The organism is Polaribacter sp. (genome assembly GCF_965660385.1).
Lineage (GTDB): Bacteria > Bacteroidota > Bacteroidia > Flavobacteriales > Flavobacteriaceae > Polaribacter.
The window spans coordinates 17,848-39,489 of record NZ_CBFHZT010000018.1; the positions used below are offsets into that span (position 1 = coordinate 17,848).

The window sequence follows — 21,642 nt, forward strand, 5'->3', positions numbered from 1 at the left end:
TTCGTTTTTTATCAATTATAATTACATTACATAATCACTTCAAAAGTTATAGGAATACTATAGGTAACCCCTACAGAAACCCCATGTTGTTTACCAGGTGTCATTTTTGGTAAAGATTGGGTTACTTGTACAACCTCTTTTTCTAAAGTAGGATGTGGACCTCTTGCTCTAACATTAGTAATATTACCTGCTTTATCTACTGTAAAAACTACATAAATACTTTTTTTACCTGAGCTTAAGCCAAGTTCGTTTCCTAAATTAGCATTAAAATTTCTACCAAAATGTTTGGAAACCTTTTTTGTAAAACATTTTTTTAATTGTTCATTATTACCTTTACAGCCAGGGTAAACAGGTACATTTTGAATCATCATAAAAGGTACATCTTCTACAATTGATTCTTGTTCTGCAATTTCTACGATATCGTCTGTAGTTACATCAGCATCAGTAATAGCTTCATTTTCATCTGTTTCTGTAGACTCTATAATGGTTTCAGGAACCTCAACATCATCCTTAACAACTTCTAATTTTTCTATTGAAGGTGGTGGTGGAGTTTTTACTTGAGTGGGTTTAATTTTTATGACCTTAACAATCGGAATTTCCTCTGTCATTTCTGCTACTAAAACAACAGTTTCTAATTCTCCATAAGTTTTTTCATAGGTTTTGTGTTCAATGAAAGTATAAATGATAAATAGTGTTAAAACAATACCTATTTGAAAGAAAATTTTGCTAAAATTTTCAAGTTGCTGGCGAGGGTTTTTCTTGATTTCCATCTTATAATCCTTTTAAATTTATAAAATATTAGTGTCAGAAATTATTATATTCTCAGTAATTTGATTTCTGATTGTAAAATTATAAATATAAAGAGGATAAAAATATGATTTACGTCATACTTTATCATGAACTTTTGTATGATTTCCATCATTCCAAAGTGTTAAGACATCTGTAGCTACAGAAGCACCACTTCCAGCAGCAATAGCAAATTGACTTCTATGCCCTGCAATTGTACCACAACAATACAATCCTTTGTCAATAAAATGGTCTTTATTTTTAAGTTGAACTCTATTTTTAACAGTATTTGCTTTTTGGTGAGGCATTACAAAGTTCTCTAAACCCTTTATGGTAAAAGGTTTAGCGTAATTAAGTGCTAAAATTACAATTTTTGATTGATAGCTGTTTTTATTGGTTTTTACGATATATTCATCTCCGGTTTTATCAACAGCAACTACTTTTTCTTTTTCAATTTGATGAATATCTGAATATAAACTAGTTAATTGGGCTTTTCCATCATTTAAAATATCTTTACCAAGAGTTCTGGCAGACAATCCTAAAACATTGTTAAAAAGAGCATTTTCTAAATGTGATGCTCTTTGATGTAAAATAATTCCTATTTTTTTATCAGCAACAAAAGGTTTGTTTTTAGCAGAGCCCAAAACTAACGCACATTGCATTCCAGAAACACCACCACCAACTATTAAACAATCAAAAATCATTTTAAACAAATAACATTTTTATATTTTGAGCAAATAACTTTACAGATATTGCTAATAATATTACTCCAAAAACTTTACGAATTATTTGGATACCACCTGAACCTAATAAACGTTCAATTTTAGATGAAGTTTTAAGCACAAGATATAAAAAAATTATATTTAAAATTACAGCAACAATAATATTTTGTATTGCAAACTCTGCTCTTAAAGAAAGTAATGTAGTTAAACTACCAGGACCAGCTATTAGTGGAAAAGCTATAGGAAATACAGCTGCTGTTAATGAAGCATTGTTATCACTATCATCTTTGTATAATGTTATGCCTAAAACCATTTCTAAAGCTATAAAAAATAGCACAAAAGCACCAGCCACAGCAAAAGAGTTTACATCAATACCAATTAAGCTTAATAAACTTTGACCTACAAATAAAAAGAGAACCATAATAAAACCTGCAATTAAAGAGGCTTTTTCAGATTGAATATGACCTACTTTTTTGCGTAAGTCTATGATTATTGGAATGTTTCCAATAATATCGATAACCGCAAACAATACCATAAATGCAGTTAATATTTCTTTGAAATCGAAAACCATTTTTTAAATTTTAAATTTTTTGCAAAAGTAGTTAACTATTTTTACGAAAATGAAAAAAAATCAGAAATAAATATTCTTATTTTTGCGTTATGTTTCAATTAGGAAAAACCATAGTTTCAGAAGATATTATAGAGAAAGATTTTGTCTGTAATTTATCAGCTTGTAAAGGGGCTTGTTGTATTGATGGAGAAGCAGGAGCGCCTCTAGAAAAAGAAGAAGCCAAAATTTTAGAAGAAATTTACCCCAAAGTAAAACCTTTTTTAAGAAAAAAGGGAATAGAAGCAATAGAAAAGCAAGGTGCTTGGATTGCTAATGAATGGGGAGAATTAGAAACTCCTTTAATTAAAGGGGCAGATTGCGCTTATGTTATTTTTGATGATAAAAATACGGCTCTTTGTGGTATTGAAGAGGCATATAATCAAGGTGAAATAGGTTGGAAAAAACCAATTTCTTGTCATTTATACCCAATTCGTGTTAAAGATTACAGCGAATTTTCGGCTGTAAATTATCATAAATGGGAAATATGTGATGATGCTTGCTCTTTAGGTAAAGAGTTACAGGTACCTGTTTATAAATTTGTAAAACAAGCTTTAATTCGAAAATTTGGACAACATTGGTATGATGAGCTGGAAAAAGTAGCAGAAAAACATACTCCATAACTATAAAGATTAGAAGGATTTTTGCTAAAAGCTTTTCTTATATGAGTTTTTGTGTGAGTATCATAATAATTTCAATCGTTTTTTATAACACAACCTGTTATCTACTGTCAATAAAAATAAATCTTGATAAACAAGTTTAGTATATTTTAAATTATAGGAATTCTAAGGGCAACCTTTGTTCCCTTAGGTTTTTTGTCATCATCAAATAAATCGTTAAAAATAAGGCTAAAAGGATTTTGAAAATCTTTTATAAAGTTTTGTAAGCGTTCTTTGGTTAATTCTATTCCAATTGATTTTCTATTGATAATTTTTTTCGATTTAATTTTAGCAGAAGCAGTTCTACCAATACCATTATCTTCTATATCAATTTGAATAAATGCTTTTGAGGGTTGAAACACAGATAAAAGAATTTTTTTATCACCTTTCTTAGAAGATAATCCGTGCCATAAGGCATTTTCTAAAAAGGGTTGTAAGACCAAAGGAGGTACTTTAATATTTGCCAAATCTACTCTGTCATCAACATTAATAGCATACTCAATTTCATTAGAAAACCGAATGTTTTCTATGTTCATATATAAATCCATAGTTGCTAATTCTTCTTGTAAAGAAACCTCTTTTAATTTGGAAGATTCTAAGATTTTACGAACCAGTTTCGAAAATTTATTTAGGTAACGAACTGCGTTTTTTTGCTCATTATTAATAATGTAATGTTTAATAGAGTTTAACGCATTAAAAATAAAATGAGGATTCATTTGCGTTCTTAAAACGTCTTGCTCTAAAGTTAAAATGCGTTTTTGTTTTTGCAGTAAACGCTGTCTGTACAAAAAGTATAAAACTGCAATAATTAATAAAAAAGTTACAATAATAATAATCCAAATATTTCTATTTTTCATCAATTGCAACTTTGCAATCTCATTTTGTTTGGCAAGGTTTTTTATCTCGTTATTTTTACGTTCACTATCGTACTTTATAATAAGGTCGTTTACATATTGTGTGTTTCTTTCGTTAGAAATTTTGTTTTCAAATTCATAAGAGAGTTTATGGTACTCAAGCGCTTTTTGGTATTCTTTTTTTTGTTGATATAATTCTGATAAGCAGCTGTAGGCGTAAGATTGTTCTAAGGCAAAATTGTATTTTTTAGCAATTTTTAATCCTGTATTTAAGTTTTTTTCTGCCAGTAAAAAATTGTTTAGTTTACCTTGAGCCCAACCTAAATTTATATAATAGTCAGCTAACATTTCTTGATTCCCTAATTTTTTTACATCGTTAAAATTAGCAGTAATTAAAGAAATTGCTTCTTTGGGTTTATTTTGTTTTATGTAAATATTAGCAATGCTACCATTGCAAATAACCTTACCAAAAACGTTATTTATTTTGTTGTTTATGGCTAAAGATTTTAGAAAATAATCTAAGGCTTCATCCGTTTTTCCTTGTGCATCTTTTGCATACCCAATATTTTGATAGTTGATAGCTAAACCTAATTCGTTATGAATGCTACGTTCTATTTTCTGAGACTTTTTAAAACGTTCAATAGCCAAATCATACTGTTTTAAAAGTAGGTAAATATTCCCCATGCTATTTAAAGAAACAGCAATGCTTCTTTGCAAACCAAGGCTTGGTGATTTTACTGTTTCAGCTAATTTTAGTGCTTCATAATTGTAATCTAAAGCAGTTCTGTTAGCATCCATTTTACGGTAGTCTACACCCAACATGTTTAAACTAAACACTTCAAATTCTATACTTTTTGCTCTTTTGGCGGTTTCTAATGCAAAAGTATGTGTTGTAATGGCTTTATCGAATAACGAATAGTTTCTAAATTGAATTCCTAATAAATTTTCAACATACGTTTTACCATCTAAATAAGAAGCTTCTTCAAATTTTTGGGCTAGTATTTTTAATTTTACTGTATCTCTTCTAAAAGGTCTTAAAAAGTTATTGATTCCTTTATAAGTAATGGGTTTAACTTTTAAGATACTATCAACTTGAAGATTAAAATCTGGCGTTTTCTTTTGTCCATTTGATTGAAAAAAGAAAAAACACAAAACGAAAAACAGCCATAATTTTTGCATACTTTTTATAATTTTTCTAAAAATTCAGATTTTCTTTGTCTAGAAACAGGCACCTTTGCACCACTTTCTAAAATTACATAACCATCAGATTTTAAAAATTCTTTAACTTTGTTTAGGTTAATGATATACGAATTATGTATTCTAAAAAAATGTTTTTTAGGCAGTAATTCATTAATTTCTTTTAGCTTTTTAGTAACCACGATTTTTTTATTTTTTGATAAATATAAAGTTGAATAATTGCCATCAGACTCTACATAATAAATATCTTTTGGCTCTAAAAAAACCAATTTACCATCCGTATTTATAGTTATTTTTTTATGGTGCAGTGTGTTGTTAAATTGTAACAACATATCTTCAAATTTGTCGGCATTAAAACCTTTAATGTTGTGTTTTTTAATTTTTTTAATTGTTTCTGATAAATCATCAGAATCAATAGGTTTTAATAAATAATCAATAGCTTCTTTTTTTAAAGCTGTGATTGCATATTCATTGTAAGCTGTTGTAATAACTACAGCAAAATTTTTATTTTCTAATTGTTCTAAAAACTGAAACCCATCCATAGTTGGCATTTCAATATCTAAAAATAAACAATCTATTTTAGCAGATTTTAAGTAGTTTATTGCTTCTTCAGGTTCTGTAAATGTAGCCACAACTTCGAGTTCATCACTAAAATTAGAAAGTTCCCAAGCCAAACCTTGTATAGCCTTTGGCTCATCATCTATAATTACAGCTTTAATCATTCTTATCAATTTTCTCAAAGTTAAAATTTATTTCGTAATTAACTTTTATCGATGTACAAATTGTATTGTTTTTAATACAACTTGCCTTTAATTGTTTATAAGTGGTTAAATGAATACCTATACAATGTACTACCTATATTTTAAACTTAGTAAAATATAAAGCGCATTAATTGTATAAATCTTTATAAGTTTTCTATAAATAGAAGGTTGTTGTTTTAGAAGTAAACAAATGTTAAATATCTGAATAGACGTTTTTTGGCACGTTATTTGGTTTAACAAAGTTTTAACAACTTAAAATTTTCTAATTATGAAAAATCTAAAAAAACTACCAACCAAACAATTAGAAAAGTTCTCAACCATTTTTACTCAGTTAGGACTTGTATTAGTACTCTTTATTGTTTACATGGCCTTAGAGCATAAAACGAAACAGAAAACAGCTATTGTTTACAAACAAGAGCATACAAATGCGGTTTATGTTGAACCTGCTACTGAGGTTCGTTTTGTAAAAGAACCAAAGCCAAAACCAAAGGTAGAAATACCCAAACAACAATTTATACCTGATGCAGAAATTAAAAAAGGGGATAATGATATTGAAGAAACTATTATTGATATGCCAGATGAAGAACCTGTACAATTAAATATAGATGATGTTGTTACTGCAGACGAGCCTTTAGATGAAGAAGCACCAGATACTGTACCCTTTCTTTTAATTGAAAATGCTCCTGTTTTTAAAGGATGTGAGGGTTTAACCAAAGCAGAAAATAAAAAGTGTTTTGATAAAAAAATGATGCGATTTGTACAACGAAATTTTGATGTAGATTTAGCCAATGAATTAGGTTTACGTGCTGGTAAGCATAGAATTTTTACTCAATTTATTATAGATGATCAAGGAGATGTTGTTGATATTAAAATTAATGCACCACACATTAAGTTAAAGAATGAAACACAACAATTAATTGAAAAGCTTCCTAAATTTACCCCAGGTAAACAAAGAAATAAAGCTGTAAAAGTAAAATATGCATTACCAATTACCTTTAGAGTAGATTAAAATTAATGACCAATAAAATAAAAAGCCCAATTTATAAGTTGGGTTTTTTATTTTACATTTGTAAGTAATATTATTCCCCAAACTAAAAATTATAAAAATGGATTATTTTGCTCACGAAACCGCTGTAATAGATGAAAACTGTAAAATAGGAAAAGACACTAAAATATGGCACTTTAGTCATATTATGTCTAATTGTAAAATTGGTGAACGTTGTAACCTTGGTCAAAATGTAGTGGTATCTCCTAATGTTGTTTTAGGTGAAAATGTTAAAGTGCAAAATAACGTATCAATTTATTCTGGAGTTACTTGCGAAGACGATGTTTTTTTAGGACCATCTATGGTTTTTACCAATGTAATTAATCCTAGAAGCGCTATTATAAGAAGAAACAAATACCTAAAAACAAAAGTAAAGAAAGGGGCAAGTATAGGAGCCAATGCAACTATTATTTGTGGTATTACTATTGGCGAATATGCTTTTATAGGTGCAGGTTCTGTAGTTACAAAAGACGTTTTACCCTTTGCATTAGTTGTCGGCAATCCATCAAAACAAATAGGTTGGGTTAGCGAATATGGGCATACCTTAATTTTTAACGATGATGGTTTTGCAAAGTGTAGAGAAAGTAAAAAATACTACAAAATGGTAGAAGGTGGTATAGAGAAGTTGTAGAAAAATAAAATGATTTCTATTAAAATTTTTAATTATATAAATTAGATATTTGTTATTTTCAAAGAAATTATACAATTTCAAAGACTCTTATTCTTTCGGTATTACGTTATTTTTTTAAAGGATAAAAACTCAATATACTCAAGGCTACTTTATAAATTTAAAGTGAATTGTTTCACCTTTACGAATTGCAACATGATGATGTATAAATATTGATGTTTGTTCAAAAAATACTTCAATCAACCAAAAAGAACCTTTAAAGTATGCGTTTATAACAGTTGCAGAAAATTTAGCATCTTCTTCATCAATAATTTTTATTTGATGAGGATATAGCAATTGTTTTTTATCATCAACTTTTAGTTCGTTTACATCGTCAAAAAGCGCAGCAACATATTTTTCTTTAGGGTTTTTATAAATTTCTTTAGGATTATTATTTACTAAAATTTTATTTTTTTTAATAATGATTAAATAATTGGCAAAAGAAAGCGCATCATTTTTATCGTGTGTGGCAACGATACAGGCAATTTTTTTTTCTTTTAAATACCCAAACAACTTACGTCTTAAAGCATTTTTTTTAAAGTTATCAATCTGTCCAAAGGGTTCATCTAACAAAAGTAATTCAGGTTCTTTAGCTAAAGCTCTAGCAATGGCAACTCTTTGTTTTTGACCACCACTTAAATTTTTAACCATTACGTTTTCAAACGGTTTCATTTCAATAACCTCTAACAACTCTTGTGTGCGCTCTTCACTTTCTTCTGGATAAAAACGAGATAAAAATTTTTTTATATTTTCTGATACAGAAATGTAAGGCATCAAATCAAAATCTTGTGCTACATATTTAAACTTTTCAAAACCTGGTACTAAATTAAACTCTGGGCCTAAAATTTGTTCATCATTCCAAAAAATAGTGCCTTTAGGCAAATCCAACAATCCATAAATAGCCTTAAGTAATGTTGATTTTCCACAACCACTTTCACCCATTACACATAAATGTTCACCCTTTTTTAAGGTAAAATTAAAGTTTTTTAAAACGGTTTTATTCTTAGAGTATGAGTATGAAATATGATTAACCTGTAGCATAAAATTTTATAAAAATCGGCTATACCAACTATCTTCTATAGGGGTTTCCCAATAGTTTTTAAAATCGTGATTATTGGTAATTAAATTATCAAAAATAATAGTTTTACCAGTTAAGGCTTTGTTTTTTAATAGTTTTTTAAAATCTTTAAGCTCTTTATATTGTACAAATTCACCTTGTTTAAAGCAAACATTCATTTTATCTAAAAGCTGAACATTGTATGTTTCTTGTAAATCTAAAATAAAAGACACAGAAGCATCAATAGCTGTATTGGTTAATGGAGATTTTTCATCATCAGCTACTATAACAATAAATCTATTGTATAAAAATTGATACGATGCTTTAAAGTTTTCGTCCTCTTTATTCCAGTTTTCTACAAACGTTTTTATGGCATTTTCAACAGTCTCAATTTCATTTTTGTAAAACTTTCTGCTAGAAGGGTAGATCCAAACTTTAGCATCATCAGTAATAGATTTGTAATCAACAAACATAAACGTGGTTTAAGATTACAAATATACACAAAGAAAAACCGAGGTTTTAAAAACAGATTTTAGGTTTTTTGCAATCTTTTTAAACTTCTTTTAAAGATGTTTTTTGTAATATTTTCACAAAATCTTCTTGAGTACTTAGTCCTTTATCTTTATTGTACCAAACTTGCAAATCTTGTTTAAATTTAGCATCTAAAACACCATGTGTTGCTTTATAGTCTGCAACTATTTTAGTAGCAACAGTTGGTCTTGGTCCCCAGGTATCTATAACATTCAGCTCATTATCTAAAGCAATTAATTTAGGTATTGCTCTACCACCATTGGTTAAAAATAAATCCATCAAATCTAAGTTTTCATCACGTAATACCAATTTTAAGTTGATGTTTTTGTTCAAAGCTGCCATTTTGTGAATTACTGGTAAATTTTGTGCTGCATCTCCACACCATCCTTCAGTTATTACCAACCAAGTTTGTGGTGTTTCAATTTTTTCAATTTCTTGCTTTGTTTGTTCAGTAATTTTAACGGTTTTGTCTAAACGTTTCATTCTTCTATCATTCAACATGCTGTAATTTGTTAATGCTTCAGATTGATTAGGTCCAGTAGATTTTCCTTCTTCTAATAAACGTTTTACCAATGCTCTATATTCTTGATATGTGTAGGTGTTTGCTAAACTTTGTTTGATAATTTCTTTCATAATTTTAATGCTAAATACAAAATGTTAGACGTAAATTTAGCACAAACTTACAGTTTCTTTATCTGTTGAATAATGACTTTTGTCATTGATTCTAAATCGTAATTGTGTTGCCAGTTCCAATCTTTTCTAGCATCAGAATCATCAATAGACGAAGGCCAACTATCTGCAATTTTTTGTCTGAAATCTGGTTGATAGGTAATTTCAAATTCTGGGATGTATTTTTGAATTTCTAAGGCAATTTCTTTTGGAGTAAAATCCATTGCAGCCAAATTATAACCATTTCTTATTTTTATAGCATCAGGATCTGCTTTCATCAACTCAATAGTTGCGTTTACAGCATCATCCATATACATCATTGGTAAGCGTGTATTTTCAGACAAAAAACATTCGTATTTCTTATTTTCTAAAGCTTTAAAAAAGATATCAACAGCATAATCTGTAGTACCACCACCAGGTTTTGTTTTCCAAGAAATAATGCCTGGATAACGTAAGCTTCTTACATCTACACCATATTTTTCGTAGTAATAATTACACCAAAACTCACCAGAAACTTTACTAATTCCATACACTGTAGTTGGCTCCATTACTGTTTTTTGAGGTGTATTTACTTTTGGTGTTGTTGGCCCAAAAACGGCTATAGAACTTGGCCAATATATTTGCTTTATGTGTTTTTCTTTTGCTAAATCTAACACAGCTAAGAGCGAATTCATGTTTAAATTCCAAGCTTGTTGTGGATGTTTTTCTGCTGTTGCAGATAGCATTGCAGCTAATAAATACACCTGAGTTACCTTATATTTTTGAACTACTTTTAAAATCGTAGCTTTATCTGTAGCATCAATAATTTCAAATGGGCCAGAAGCCATCATTTCATCACTGCCATTTCTAATATCTGATGCAATTACTTGCGTATTTCCATACAATAAACGTAATTTTTGAGTAAGTTCTGTGCCTATTTGTCCGCTTGCGCCTAAAACAAGAATACGAGTTTTTGTCATTTAAAATTATATATTTATTAATAACAAAGGTAATTAATTTTAGTATTCGCAATTAAGTTTCCCTAAAACATTTATTTATTACGGAATTGAAAATTGTAATCTAAAAAAAATTAAGTTTTCAATAAGAGTTTTACCCTTTAAAAATGTTTATTTTTACAACATAAATTTTAGTTTTGAAATACTTTTTATCATTTACAATACTTATTATTCTTTTTTCTTGTGCTAAAAAGCAAGAACAAGGCAACACAGAGGAAAAGATAAAGCCGCTTTTGAGCGTTGTTAAAGAGCATCCGTCAGTAAAACCAATAAATCCTATTTACAAAGAAGAAATAGAAAGTTGGAAAGAGCTAGAAAATGTTGATAATTTTTTAGGACGATTTAAAAAGGCATCTGCTAATGAAGTTTTGAGTAATGCTCTAGAGTTAAAAGGTTTAATTACAAAATTAAAGGATAGTATAAAATTAGATATGTTTAAGCTACCTTCATTCAATGCTAGAGTTAATATTCTTTACAATGAAACCTTGCGCCTGTCTGATATGACTACAATTCCGGCTATAACTGCAGATGAGGTTCATTTACAAACAGAAAAAATTATTGATGCATTTTCTGCAGTAAATGCTAAGGTAAATACTATTTTTTCTAAAAAACGTTTTGAAGATGAAATAGGGGTAGACCTTACTTTTATAGGGTTAGATTCTACTAAAATGGATAGCGTTACCCGTAAAAGTTTGAAAAATAATGTAAAACTCACCCCAAAAAATTGATGATGAAAAAAGTTTTTTTATGTATACTATTTGTTTTTTTAATGACTGCTGCTAAAGCTCAAAAGTTGGCACAAGTTGAAGCAAAAGAAACAGCAAAAAGTAAAATTAATACACTTTTAAACGATTGGCATTTGGCTGCAACAGAAGCTAATTTTAATGATTATTTTGGTAAAATGGATAGTATTTCTGTATTTATTGGTACAGATGCTACTGAAAATTGGGATAAAACTGCGTTCGCAAAATTTAGTAAACCGTATTTTGATAAAGGAAAAGCATGGGACTTTAAAACCTTAGAGCGCAATATTTATATAAGTAATCTTGGTAATTTTGCTTGGTTTGATGAACTTTTACATTCGTGGATGGGTACATGCAGAGGCTCTGGAGTTTTAGAGAAAAAAGAAAATACATGGAAAATTAAACATTATGTATTATCGGTTTCTATACCCAATGAGGATGTGCAAAAAGTAATAGCTGCTAAGCAAAAAAGTGATGCCGCTTTTTTAAAAAAATTTAATCAAAAATTTTAGTAGGTAAGCCATCAATACTTTGTTGGTTATTGGCTTCCCAATATTTTTCGATTCCTTCTTTTCCTTGTTCTGCAGCCCAATCATTAAGTTCATTTCTTTCGCCTTTATATTCAAAAAACGGAATGGACATGCCACAAGAAGTTTGTGCAGATGCAATAGTAATATCAAAAATTTGACGTGTTCCAGGAGTTTCTGGAAATAAAGAAATGAGTTCGTTCCAAGAAGCATTCCCTTCTTTAATTTCTTTTCCTTCTCCATACAAACGCAAAATATTAGGGGCGCCTTCAAAAGAACAAAACATTAAAGTGATGCGTTTATTTTCTAGTAAATGTGCAGCAGTTTCATTTCCACTGCCAGTTACATTTAGCCATAAAACGCGGTTTTCAGAAATCACTCTAAAAGAATCCATCCCTTTTGGAGACAAGTTTATACGTCCTGAATTTGGAGCTGTGGCTACAAAGAATATCTTCTGTGCTTCAATAAACTTTTGAAGTCTGCTCGTAATTTTTGTGTAAAATTTTGACATTTTAAATTTTGATTTGAAAATACTAATTTACAACATCTGAAATTATTAATTTATTACCTTTAGCAAAATTAAACATCTTTATGGATTACGGATTTCTCTCAGTTTTACCACCAATATTAGCCATTATTTTAGCATTAAGAACCAAGCAAGTATACATTGCTCTTTTATTTGGAATCTGGTTTTCTTGGTTGATTATAAAAGGATGGAACCCATTAGAAGGTACTTTAGCAATGATTGAAGGAATGGTTAACGTTTTTCAATCTAAAGGAAATACAAGAACCATTATGTTTAGTGCTTTAGTTGGGTCTTTGTTGATTTTTATTCAATATTCAAAAGGGGTTGAAGGCTTTATTAACATCATCAATAAAAGATTGGTAAAACTAGAGCAAAAAAAATCTGGGTACAGTAGAGTAATGGTTCAAATTTTAGCCACATTTACGGGTTTATTATTGTTTGTAGAAACGAGTATTAGCTCATTAACAGTAGGAACTTTGTATCGACCAATTTTCGACAAACTAAAAATTCCAAGAGAAAAGCTAGCCTACATTGCAGATTCAAGTTCTGCACCATCATCTATCTTAATTCCCTTTAATGCTTGGGGAGCTTTTATAATGGGCTTGTTGTTAACCCAAGGAATAGACAAACCATTTGCTGTGATGATAGCGTCTATTAAATACAATTTTTATCCACTGTTAGCGATTGCGATTTTGTTTTTCATCATTTTATCAAAAAAAGATTTTGGATTGATGAAAAAAGCAGAACAAAGAACTAAAGAAACAGGAGCTTTATTAAACGAAGGTTCAAAGCCAATGGTTTCTGATGAGGTTACTTCTTTTCCGCCAAAAGAAGGTATCAAAGCCAAAGCGTATAATATGATTGTACCACTTTTGGTAATGGTTTGTATGATGCCTATCAACTTAATATATACAGGTTGGGATGCTGTAAAAGAAGCTACATCATTTTTAAATCATGCCTCACAAGCCATTGGAGAAGGTTCTGGATCTTCATCGGTTTTGTACGCAGTAATCACTGCAATTTTGGTAGCAATCGTAATGTATTTTATCCAAGGAATTTTAAAACCTAAAGAAGCTATAAACCTAACGTTAAAAGGTATTAGTGAGTTAATGCCTTTGGCATTGTTAATGTTGCTAGCATTTGCTATAGGCGATGCTTGTAAAGCACTAGATACAGGAAATTACGTAGCAAATATTACAGAGAGCTGGTTGTCTCCAGAATTATTGCCAGCAGTAGTTTTTGTAGTGAGTTCTTTTATTGCTTTTTCTACAGGAACTTCTTGGGGAACTTTTGCCATTATGTTGGCAATTTCTGTACCCATGGCAAATATTCATGGAGCAGATATTACCATTGTTGTGGCTGCTACTTTAGGAGGAGGAATTTTTGGAGATCATTGTTCGCCAATTTCTGATACTTCTATCATTTCTTCTATGGCTTCTGCTTCAGATCATATTGACCATGTAAAAACACAACTGCCTTATGCTTTATTTGGAGGAATTGTTACCACTATTTTGTATTTGATTATTGGGTTTTTGGGGTAAGTGAAACACAATTCTGAACTTATTTCAGAATCTTATTTGTATAATTTTAGCGTTACCCAAGGGTCGCGCTTTTCGCACTCGCTTTTTATTCGTTCCTCATAAAAGAGCTCAAACAAATGCTTCAATCGCTAACGCAGGCTTGTTTAAAAACTATTCTTTAATTTATGAAGCATCTTGATTTTTAATAATCAAAATTATTGAACTAAAACCCCACGTTTATTCAATTCAGGAATCAAGCGTAAAGCACCTTCTTTAATGGTGTTTGCTTTAAAAATAAATGTTTTTTCAAACAAGGTATTTCCTTCAAAAAAACTCACTTGAAAACGATTGTTTAATTTGAATAGTTCAGGTTGAATGAGTTCAACTTTTGCAAAAGAATTGGCAGGTAATTTTTCGATTTTTTTACGCAATAAAGAAGTGGTTTTCTTCTCAGAAAAACCTTGAGAAACAATTACTACCATTTCTAAATCAACATCTTTTTTATTGATGATATAAACGTTCCAATCATCTGTTTTATAAATATCATTGTATTCATAAACCACAGCAACTTCAACGTCAGTAACTTCAGGAATTTGGATGTCTTTTTTCATAAATATGGTTAATAAAGTTGAAGAGTAAAAAGTTCATAAAGTAAAGATTCTAACTTTACAAACTTGCAACTTTTAAAACTAAATTACAGATTTAAACTGCTCTAAAAACCGTTTATCATTTTCGTAAAACATTCTAATATCTGGTATTTGATATAACAACATAGCAATACGTTCAATACCCATTCCAAAAGCGTAACCAGAATATTTTGTAGGATCAATATTTGCATTTTTCAACACATTTGGGTCTACCATACCACAACCCATAATTTCTAACCAACCAGTACCTTTGGTAATTCTATAGTCTGTTTCGGTTTCTAATCCCCAGTAAATATCAACCTCCGCACTTGGTTCTGTAAACGGAAAATAAGAAGGACGTAAACGGATTTTAGATTTTCCAAACATCTCTTTAGTAAAATATAAAAGTGTCTGTTTTAAATCAGCAAAAGAAACATCAGTATCTATATACAAACCTTCTACCTGATGAAAAATACAGTGTGCACGCGCAGAAATATCTTCGTTTCTAAAAACTCTACCAGGAGAAATGGTTCTAATTGGTGGTTTATTTTCTTCCATATAGCGCACTTGTACAGAAGATGTATGTGTACGCAATAAAATATCGGGATTTTGCTCTATAAAAAAAGTGTCTTGCATGTCTCTTGCAGGATGATATTCTGGCAAGTTCAAAGCAGTAAAGTTATGCCAATCATCTTCAATTTCTGGTCCTTCAGAAACCGTAAAACCAATTCTATTAAAAACCTCGATAATTTGATTTTTTACTAATGATATCGGATGACGAGAACCCAATTCAATAGGTTCAGAAGGGCGAGTTAAATCACCATAAATACCTTTTTCTTCAACAGCATTTTCGAGGGTTTCATTAAGTTCAGCAACTTTTCCTTCAGCAGATTTTTTTAAATTATTTAACGCTTGTCCAAAATCTTTACGCAATGCTGCATCTACATTTTTAAATTCGGCAAATAATCCTTTTAACAACCCTTTGCTCCCTAAATATTTAATTCTAAAAGCTTCCACTTCTTCTTTAGAAGTAGCTTTAAATGCATTTACATCACCAATCAGTTCTTTTACTTTGTCTAACATTTTCCAGGATAATTAGATCGCAAATTTAAACTTTTTTAAAGAGTTTAAGATTGTATTTTAGTAGAAATGACAAACAGCAAGCGAAATCGATTGAAATAAGGGCTTTATAAAAAATTATGAAAACTTTTTAATTTTATCATATTTAAAAATAACTATCTTTACATCATTAAATTTTTATTAATATCTCAAAAAAATATGGAAGATAGTATTAAATCAAAAATAGATGGGTTCATGGAGTTGGTTAGACAACGTAATGGGCATGAACCAGAATTTTTACAGGCCGTACAAGAAGTGGCAGAAACTGTAATTCCTTATGTCATTGAAAATGATATTTATTTCGGAAAAAACGTTCTTTTAAGAATGGTTGAACCTGAACGATTAATTTCTTTTCGTGTTTGCTGGGTAGATGATGATGGAGAAATTCAGGTAAACAGAGGGTATAGAGTACAAATGAACTCTGCTATTGGTCCTTACAAAGGTGGTTTGCGCTTTCACCCAACAGTAAACGCAAGTATTTTAAAGTTTTTGGCCTTTGAACAAGTTTTTAAGAACTCTTTAACTACATTACCTATGGGTGGAGGAAAAGGAGGTTCTGACTTTGATCCTAAAGGAAAATCAGATAATGAAATCATGCGTTTTTGCCATGCTTTTATGACAGAATTATTTAGACATATTGGGCCAAGTACAGATGTGCCTGCTGGAGATATTGGGGTAGGAGCCAGAGAAATAGGGTTTATGTTTGGGATGTACAAAAAACTAAATAACGAATTTACTGGAGTGCTAACTGGTAAAGGGCAATCTTGGGGTGGTTCATTAATTAGACCTGAAGCTACAGGATATGGTGCTGTGTATTTTGCAGAAAATATGTTAAAAGTTAAAGAGGATTCTTTTCAAGGTAAAACAGTAGTGATTTCTGGATCTGGAAACGTTGCACAATTTGCTGCTGAAAAAGCTATAGAATTAGGAGCAAAAGTGCTAACGCTTTCTGATTCTGGAGGATATATTTATGATGAAGAGGGTATAGATACAGAGAAACTTGAATTCGTAATGGATTTAAAGAACAACAAAAGAGGTAGAATCAGCGAGTATGTTGAAAAGTATTCATCAGCAAAATATTTTAAAGGAGAAAGACCATGGTCTGTAAAATGTGATGTGGCTTTACCCTGTGCAACACAAAATGAGCTGAATGGCGAAGAGGCAAAAATGTTAATAGATAATGGTTGTATGTGTGTTTCTGAGGGCGCTAACATGCCTTCTACACCAGATGCTATGCACGCTTTTCAGGATGCAAAAATATTATTTGCGCCAGGTAAAGCAAGTAATGCTGGTGGTGTTGCAACTTCTGGTTTAGAAATGAGCCAGAATGCTTTAAGAATGAGTTGGACTCGTAAAGAGGTTGATGAAAAACTAAAAGATATCATGGAAGATATTCATGATTCTTGTGTAGAATATGGTAAAAATGATGATGGTACTATCGATTATGTTAGAGGTGCAAATATTGCAGGTTTCGTAAAAGTAGCAGATGCAATGTTAGCTCAAGGTATTATCTAAAATACTAATAATTATATTATTTATAGGAAACGTGTCAATTTATTGGCGCGTTTCTTTGTTTATTTGCTAAGAATATATTCTATATGAACTTTTTTACATGCTTTTTTTTAGGTTTTGCCATAGCTTCTTTAGGTAGTATTACTCCAAGTTTTTTAAACTTAACTGTGGTAAAATTCAGTTTAAGAAATGGAAAAAAACCAGCCTTTTTCTTAATTGGTGGTTATGCAACAGTGCTTTTTTTTCAAGCAAATATAGGAGCATACCTATCTAGTATTTTGATGGAAAATTCAGAATATATTACTTTAATTCAGCAAATAGGTACAGGTATCCTATTCTTACTATCAATAAATTTTTTTAGGTTATACTTTTCAACAAATGAAAGTAATAAAGATCAAGAAATTCCTAAATCAAAAGCCTATTTTTACGGAATTATGATGTCTTCTTTAAATATGATGGCAATTCCTTTTTACTTTACGTTTATCTCTATTTTAATTGGGGTTGCGTATTTTGAATATTCATATATAAATGCGCTTTATTTTTCCATAGGTTCAACAATTGGTTCATTTACACTATATGCTATTTATGCAATTGTTGCGAATAAAATTCAGGATAAGCTTTCTTATATTGCTTCAAAAATGGATTTTATTTTAGGTTGTTTAACAGGTGTTGTAGCTATTGGAAACTTAATTCACCTATTTTACAAGTAGTTACTTTTCTTAAATTTGTAGTAAAAAAACTAAAAAAATGAAAATTCTTAAAAATCTTATTATTGATGGAAGGCATCAAAAACCAATGGTAACTGATGTTTTTTATAAAGAATCTAATCAACCAAAAAAAGTGGTTATTTTTTGTCATGGTTACAAAGGATTTAAAGATTGGGGCGCTTGGAATTTAATGGCTAAAGCATTTGCAAAGGCAGGTTTTTTCTTCATCAAATTTAATTTTTCACATAATGGAGGTACAGTTGAGCAACCCATTGATTTTCCAGATTTAGAGGCGTTTGGGAATAACAATTATACTAAAGAATTGGATGATTTAGAAAGCGTTATCAATTGGATTTCTTCAGAAGAGAGCTTTAAAAAAGAAGCTAATATTAATGATATCGCTATCATTGGCCATAGTCGAGGAGGAGGAATTGTATTGTTAAAAGCAAATGAAGACAGTCGTGTAAAAAAAGTAATAACGTTAGCTGCTGTTTGCGACTTTGGCAAAAGATCTTCTACAATTGGCGATTTAGAAAATTGGAAAAAAAATGGCGTTAAGTACGTGGTTAATGGAAGAACCAAACAAAATATGCCTCATTTTTATCAATTTTATGAAAATTTTAAAGCTAACGAAGAGCGTTTACATATCAAAAATGCAGTTCAAAATTTAAAAATTCCACAGTTGATTATTCATGGGGATCATGATGATGCTGTTTCTTTAGATGAAGGAAAAAACCTAAAACAATGGAACCCAAAGGCACAATTTCAAATTATTCAAAATGCAAATCATGTGTTTAATGTTGCACATCCTTGGGATAAAGACCATGTGTCAAAAGAATTGGAAGAGGTTATTAATCACTGTATTGATTTTTTGAAATAAATAGCTACACGAGTTTACGAAGCGATTTTTTAGTTGATTAAAATGCTGATAAAATAAAAGATTGACACAGCATAAATTCTCATAAAACACGAACAGACCACTTCATTCGTTCTTCATTCGTAATGAAAAATAGTGACATTTTCGTAAATTCGATACATGGAACTCCAATCTCCTTTTCGTAAAATTATTCATGTAGATATGGATGCTTATTACGCATCTGTAGCGCAGTTAGACAACCCAGAATTGAGAGGAAAACCGATTGCTGTTGGTGGTGGAGGTGATAGAGGTGTAGTTTCTGCAGCTAGTTACGAAGCTCGAAAATTTGGGGTAAAATCTGCCATGAGCAATGTATTGGCAAAACAAAAATGCCCACATATCATTTTTGTAAAGTCAGATTTTGCACGTTATAAAGAGTTAACAGCCAAAATAAGAGCCATTTTTTATGAGTATACAGATTTGGTAGAACCACTTTCTTTAGATGAAGCCTATTTAGATGTTACCGAAAATAAAAAAGGGAATCCGTCTGCAAATGACATTGCTAGAGAAATTAGGCAACGTATTTATGACGAAACAGGTTTACGAGCTTCAGCAGGTATTTCCATCAATAAATTTATAGCAAAAGTAGCTTCTGATATTAATAAACCTAATGGTCAAAAAACAGTTCACCCAGAAGAAGTAATTCAGTTTTTAGAAGATTTACCCGTAAATAAATTTTATGGTGTTGGTAAAGTTACTGCTGCAAAAATGTATAATTTAGGCATTTTTGTTGGGAATGATTTAAAGAAAAAAACATTGGAAGAGTTGGTCCAATTATTCGGTAAATCAGGAGCGCATTATTATAATATAGTTCGTGGAATTCACAACAGCCCTGTAAAACCAAACAGAATTAGAAAATCTTTAGGAGCAGAAAGAACTTTTTTTGAAAACATTTCTTCAGAAATATTTATGTTAGAAAAGTTAGATAATATTGCTGATGAATTAGAAAGAAGAATGGTAAAAGCCAACACAAAAGGAAAAACAGTAACTTTAAAAATAAAATATTCTGATTTTACACAACAAACCAGAAGCAAAACAATGTCTAATTTTTTGCAATTAAAAACAGAGTTTATGCCAATTGTAAAAGAGCTTTTGTATCAAGAAAAACTATTAAATTCTGTACGTTTATTGGGTATTTCTTTTGGGAATTTAAATACAGAAAAAAAAGAACCAGTTTGGGTACAATTAAAGTTTGATTTTTAGCAAAAACTAGGTTTTTGTAATTCTGAACTTGTTTCAGAATCTCCTTAAAAATATATTATGAATACTAAAATAAAAAGAACCAATTCAGAAAATAAAGATTTTATCAATTTGGTAAAACAATTAGATGCCTATCTTAAAATTACTGATGGAGATGAGCACGATTTCTATAATCAATTTAATAATATAGATGTTTTACAACATGTTGTAGTTTTTTATGATGATAATGTTGCTGTGGGTTGTGGTGCCATTAAAAAGTTTGATGAGATTTCTGTAGAAATAAAAAGAATGTATGTTTCTGAAGAAAAAAGGGGAAAAGGAGTTGCCCAAAAAATATTGACAGAATTAGAAATTTGGGCAAAAGAATTGGGTTATAATAAGTGTGTTTTAGAAACAGGAAAAAGACAAGTAGAGGCTGTACAATTTTATAAAAAATGCCACTATCAAATCACACCCAATTATGGGCAATATGTAGAAATGGAAAATAGTATTTGTTTCGAGAAAGCGTTATAAATACATAAAAACCTCACAGGTTTTAAAACCTGTGAGATCTAATTTACAAATCAAAGAATGAACTACAGCTACTGGGAACTTAAAGAATGGTTTACCAACATCGATTTTACAGTTGTTGGCAGTGGAATAGTAGGCCTCAGTTGTGCGTTAGAACTCAAAAAAAAGCATCCAAAAGCTAAAATTTTAATTTTAGAAAAAGGCATGTTGCCCCAAGGAGCAAGCACAAAAAATGCAGGTTTTGCTTGTTTTGGCAGTTTGTCTGAATTGATAAACGATTTAAAAACACATTCAGAGTCCGCTGTTTTTAATTTGGTTGATAAACGCTGGAAAGGGTTACAATTATTAAGACAAAATTTAGGAGATGCAAAAATAGATTTTCAGCAAAACTTCGGATTCGAATTATGTAATTCTAAAGCGTTTTTTGAGGAATGTAACTCACAGAAAGATAGTATAAATAAATTGCTAAAACCAATTTTTAAAAAAGATGTTTTTTTGGTTCAGAAAGATATATTTGGTTTTAAAAAAGTGTCATCCAACCATTTTGTAAATATTTTTGAAGGGCAAGTAGACACTGGTAAAATGATGAACGAGTTACTTTTAAAAGTTCAAAAATTAAACATAAAAATTGTAAACAATATTTCTGTAGAAAGTTTTGTTGAAGCAGGAAAAAGTGTTGAGGTAAAAACAAATAAAATTACATTTAAAACCCATAAATTATTGGTGGCTACAAATGGTTTTGCAAATCAACTTTTAAAAGAAAAAGTACAACCTGCAAGAGCCCAAGTTCTCATCACAAAACCCATTAAAAATTTACATATAAAAGGTACGTTTCATTTAGACAAAGGCTATTATTATTTTAGAAATATAGACAATAGAATTTTATTTGGTGGAGGTAGAAATTTAGATTTTGTAACAGAAACAACCTCAGAGTTTGGGCAAACTAAAATTATACAAAACGAATTGGAAAAAATTTTAAAAGAAACCATTTTACCAAATACACATTTTGAAATTGAGCACAGGTGGAGTGGTATTATGGGTGTAGGCAATCAGAAAAAAGCCATTGTAAAACAACTTTCAGAAAATGTTTTTTGTGGAGTAAGATTAGGTGGAATGGGTGTTGCCATTGGCAGTTTAGTAGGTAAAGAATTAGCAGAATTATTAGATGAATAGAGATTTTTCGACT

The 21,642-nt window shown here is 30.2% G+C and carries 24 protein-coding genes; 12 read left to right on the top strand and 12 right to left on the bottom strand.

The features are described 5' to 3' along the window. Positions 1-26: 26 nt before the first annotated feature. The 3 genes from ACTG3V_RS07395 to ACTG3V_RS07405 all read right to left on the bottom strand — a co-directional run bounded on the left by ACTG3V_RS07395 (position 27) and on the right by ACTG3V_RS07405 (position 2,079). Complete coding sequence (locus tag ACTG3V_RS07395; RefSeq protein WP_439131515.1) at positions 27-770, bottom strand: energy transducer TonB; 744 nt, start codon at positions 768-770, stop codon at positions 27-29. Positions 771-884: 114 nt separating this feature from the next. Then, a complete protein-coding gene (locus tag ACTG3V_RS07400; protein WP_439131516.1) occupies positions 885-1,490 on the bottom strand; it encodes an FAD-dependent oxidoreductase in 606 nt (201 codons plus the stop codon). Between the two features lies 1 nt (position 1,491). Then, positions 1,492-2,079: a MarC family protein gene (locus tag ACTG3V_RS07405; protein ID WP_439131517.1), complete on the bottom strand. Its 588-nt coding sequence runs from the start codon at positions 2,077-2,079 to the stop codon at positions 1,492-1,494. An 89-nt stretch (positions 2,080-2,168) separates the two neighbouring features. Between ACTG3V_RS07405 and ACTG3V_RS07410 the strand changes: the two genes are divergently transcribed. Continuing rightward, on the top strand, positions 2,169-2,738 hold the full coding sequence (locus tag ACTG3V_RS07410) for a DUF3109 family protein (RefSeq protein WP_439131518.1): 570 nt from the start codon (positions 2,169-2,171) through the stop codon (positions 2,736-2,738). Positions 2,739-2,884: 146 nt separating this feature from the next. On the opposite strand, the gene ACTG3V_RS07415 is transcribed toward ACTG3V_RS07410, so the two are convergent. Together ACTG3V_RS07415 and ACTG3V_RS07420 are read right to left on the bottom strand one after the other, a co-directional pair. Continuing rightward, entirely contained in the window at positions 2,885-4,807 is a 1,923-nt protein-coding gene (locus ACTG3V_RS07415) for a tetratricopeptide repeat-containing sensor histidine kinase (RefSeq protein WP_439131519.1), read from the bottom strand. A 5-nt stretch (positions 4,808-4,812) separates the two neighbouring features. Next, entirely contained in the window at positions 4,813-5,547 is a 735-nt protein-coding gene (locus tag ACTG3V_RS07420; RefSeq protein ID WP_439131520.1) for a LytR/AlgR family response regulator transcription factor, read from the bottom strand. 307 nt (positions 5,548-5,854) lie between these two features. Between ACTG3V_RS07420 and ACTG3V_RS07425 the strand changes: the two genes are divergently transcribed. Further along, positions 5,855-6,595 carry an energy transducer TonB gene (locus tag ACTG3V_RS07425; RefSeq protein WP_439131521.1) on the top strand — a complete coding sequence of 247 codons (741 nt, stop codon included), beginning with the start codon at positions 5,855-5,857 and terminating at the stop codon, positions 6,593-6,595. Positions 6,596-6,692: 97 nt separating this feature from the next. Beyond that, entirely contained in the window at positions 6,693-7,262 is a 570-nt protein-coding gene (locus ACTG3V_RS07430; protein ID WP_439131522.1) for an acyltransferase, read from the top strand. 144 nt (positions 7,263-7,406) lie between these two features. On the opposite strand, the gene ACTG3V_RS07435 is transcribed toward ACTG3V_RS07430, so the two are convergent. The 4 genes from ACTG3V_RS07435 to ACTG3V_RS07450 form a co-directional block, all read right to left on the bottom strand. Then, positions 7,407-8,339 carry an ABC transporter ATP-binding protein gene (locus ACTG3V_RS07435; protein ID WP_439131523.1) on the bottom strand — a complete coding sequence of 311 codons (933 nt, stop codon included), beginning with the start codon at positions 8,337-8,339 and terminating at the stop codon, positions 7,407-7,409. 6 nt (positions 8,340-8,345) lie between these two features. Next, positions 8,346-8,828, bottom strand: a complete 483-nt coding sequence (locus ACTG3V_RS07440; protein ID WP_439131524.1) for an ABC transporter ATPase — start codon at positions 8,826-8,828, stop codon at positions 8,346-8,348. A 79-nt stretch (positions 8,829-8,907) separates the two neighbouring features. Beyond that, entirely contained in the window at positions 8,908-9,519 is a 612-nt protein-coding gene (locus ACTG3V_RS07445) for a thioredoxin family protein (protein ID WP_439131525.1), read from the bottom strand. A gap of 47 nt (positions 9,520-9,566) precedes the next feature. Further along, positions 9,567-10,514 carry an NAD-dependent epimerase/dehydratase family protein gene (locus ACTG3V_RS07450; protein ID WP_439131526.1) on the bottom strand — a complete coding sequence of 316 codons (948 nt, stop codon included), beginning with the start codon at positions 10,512-10,514 and terminating at the stop codon, positions 9,567-9,569. Positions 10,515-10,687: 173 nt separating this feature from the next. Between ACTG3V_RS07450 and ACTG3V_RS07455 the strand changes: the two genes are divergently transcribed. Both ACTG3V_RS07455 and ACTG3V_RS07460 read left to right on the top strand, forming a co-directional pair. Further along, a complete protein-coding gene (locus ACTG3V_RS07455) occupies positions 10,688-11,278 on the top strand; it encodes a hypothetical protein (RefSeq protein WP_439131527.1) in 591 nt (196 codons plus the stop codon). A gap of 2 nt (positions 11,279-11,280) precedes the next feature. Then, the gene (locus ACTG3V_RS07460) at positions 11,281-11,805 is read left to right on the top strand and encodes a nuclear transport factor 2 family protein (RefSeq protein WP_439131528.1); all 525 of its coding nucleotides are present in this window, start codon (positions 11,281-11,283) and stop codon (positions 11,803-11,805) included. Here the strand turns inward: ACTG3V_RS07460 and ACTG3V_RS07465 are convergent. Next, positions 11,789-12,331, bottom strand: coding sequence for a pyridoxamine 5'-phosphate oxidase family protein (locus tag ACTG3V_RS07465; protein ID WP_439131529.1), 543 nt, complete (start codon positions 12,329-12,331; stop codon positions 11,789-11,791). The genes ACTG3V_RS07460 and ACTG3V_RS07465 overlap by 17 nt on opposite strands. 80 nt (positions 12,332-12,411) lie before the next feature. On the opposite strand from ACTG3V_RS07465, the gene ACTG3V_RS07470 reads away from it, so the two are divergent. Continuing rightward, complete coding sequence (locus ACTG3V_RS07470) at positions 12,412-13,887, top strand: Na+/H+ antiporter NhaC family protein (RefSeq protein ID WP_439131530.1); 1,476 nt, start codon at positions 12,412-12,414, stop codon at positions 13,885-13,887. 194 nt (positions 13,888-14,081) lie between these two features. On the opposite strand, the gene ACTG3V_RS07475 is transcribed toward ACTG3V_RS07470, so the two are convergent. Both ACTG3V_RS07475 and pheS read right to left on the bottom strand, forming a co-directional pair. Beyond that, positions 14,082-14,477, bottom strand: coding sequence for a hypothetical protein (locus tag ACTG3V_RS07475; protein WP_439131531.1), 396 nt, complete (start codon positions 14,475-14,477; stop codon positions 14,082-14,084). A 78-nt stretch (positions 14,478-14,555) separates the two neighbouring features. After that, positions 14,556-15,575, bottom strand: a complete 1,020-nt coding sequence (pheS, locus tag ACTG3V_RS07480; RefSeq protein WP_439131532.1) for a phenylalanine--tRNA ligase subunit alpha — start codon at positions 15,573-15,575, stop codon at positions 14,556-14,558. 195 nt (positions 15,576-15,770) lie between these two features. On the opposite strand from pheS, the gene gdhA reads away from it, so the two are divergent. From gdhA to ACTG3V_RS07510, 6 genes are all read left to right on the top strand, one after another. Further along, positions 15,771-17,126, top strand: a complete 1,356-nt coding sequence (gene gdhA, locus ACTG3V_RS07485) for an NADP-specific glutamate dehydrogenase (protein WP_439131533.1) — start codon at positions 15,771-15,773, stop codon at positions 17,124-17,126. Between the two features lie 83 nt (positions 17,127-17,209). Further along, entirely contained in the window at positions 17,210-17,833 is a 624-nt protein-coding gene (locus ACTG3V_RS07490) for a LysE family transporter (RefSeq protein WP_439131534.1), read from the top strand. A gap of 37 nt (positions 17,834-17,870) precedes the next feature. Further along, positions 17,871-18,710, top strand: coding sequence for an alpha/beta hydrolase family protein (locus ACTG3V_RS07495; protein ID WP_439131535.1), 840 nt, complete (start codon positions 17,871-17,873; stop codon positions 18,708-18,710). A gap of 156 nt (positions 18,711-18,866) precedes the next feature. Then, entirely contained in the window at positions 18,867-19,949 is a 1,083-nt protein-coding gene (gene dinB, locus ACTG3V_RS07500) for a DNA polymerase IV (protein ID WP_439131536.1), read from the top strand. Positions 19,950-20,006: 57 nt separating this feature from the next. Then, positions 20,007-20,459, top strand: coding sequence for a GNAT family N-acetyltransferase (locus ACTG3V_RS07505; RefSeq protein WP_439131537.1), 453 nt, complete (start codon positions 20,007-20,009; stop codon positions 20,457-20,459). Between the two features lie 57 nt (positions 20,460-20,516). Then, complete coding sequence (locus tag ACTG3V_RS07510; protein ID WP_439131538.1) at positions 20,517-21,629, top strand: NAD(P)/FAD-dependent oxidoreductase; 1,113 nt, start codon at positions 20,517-20,519, stop codon at positions 21,627-21,629. Positions 21,630-21,642: the final 13 nt, after the last annotated feature.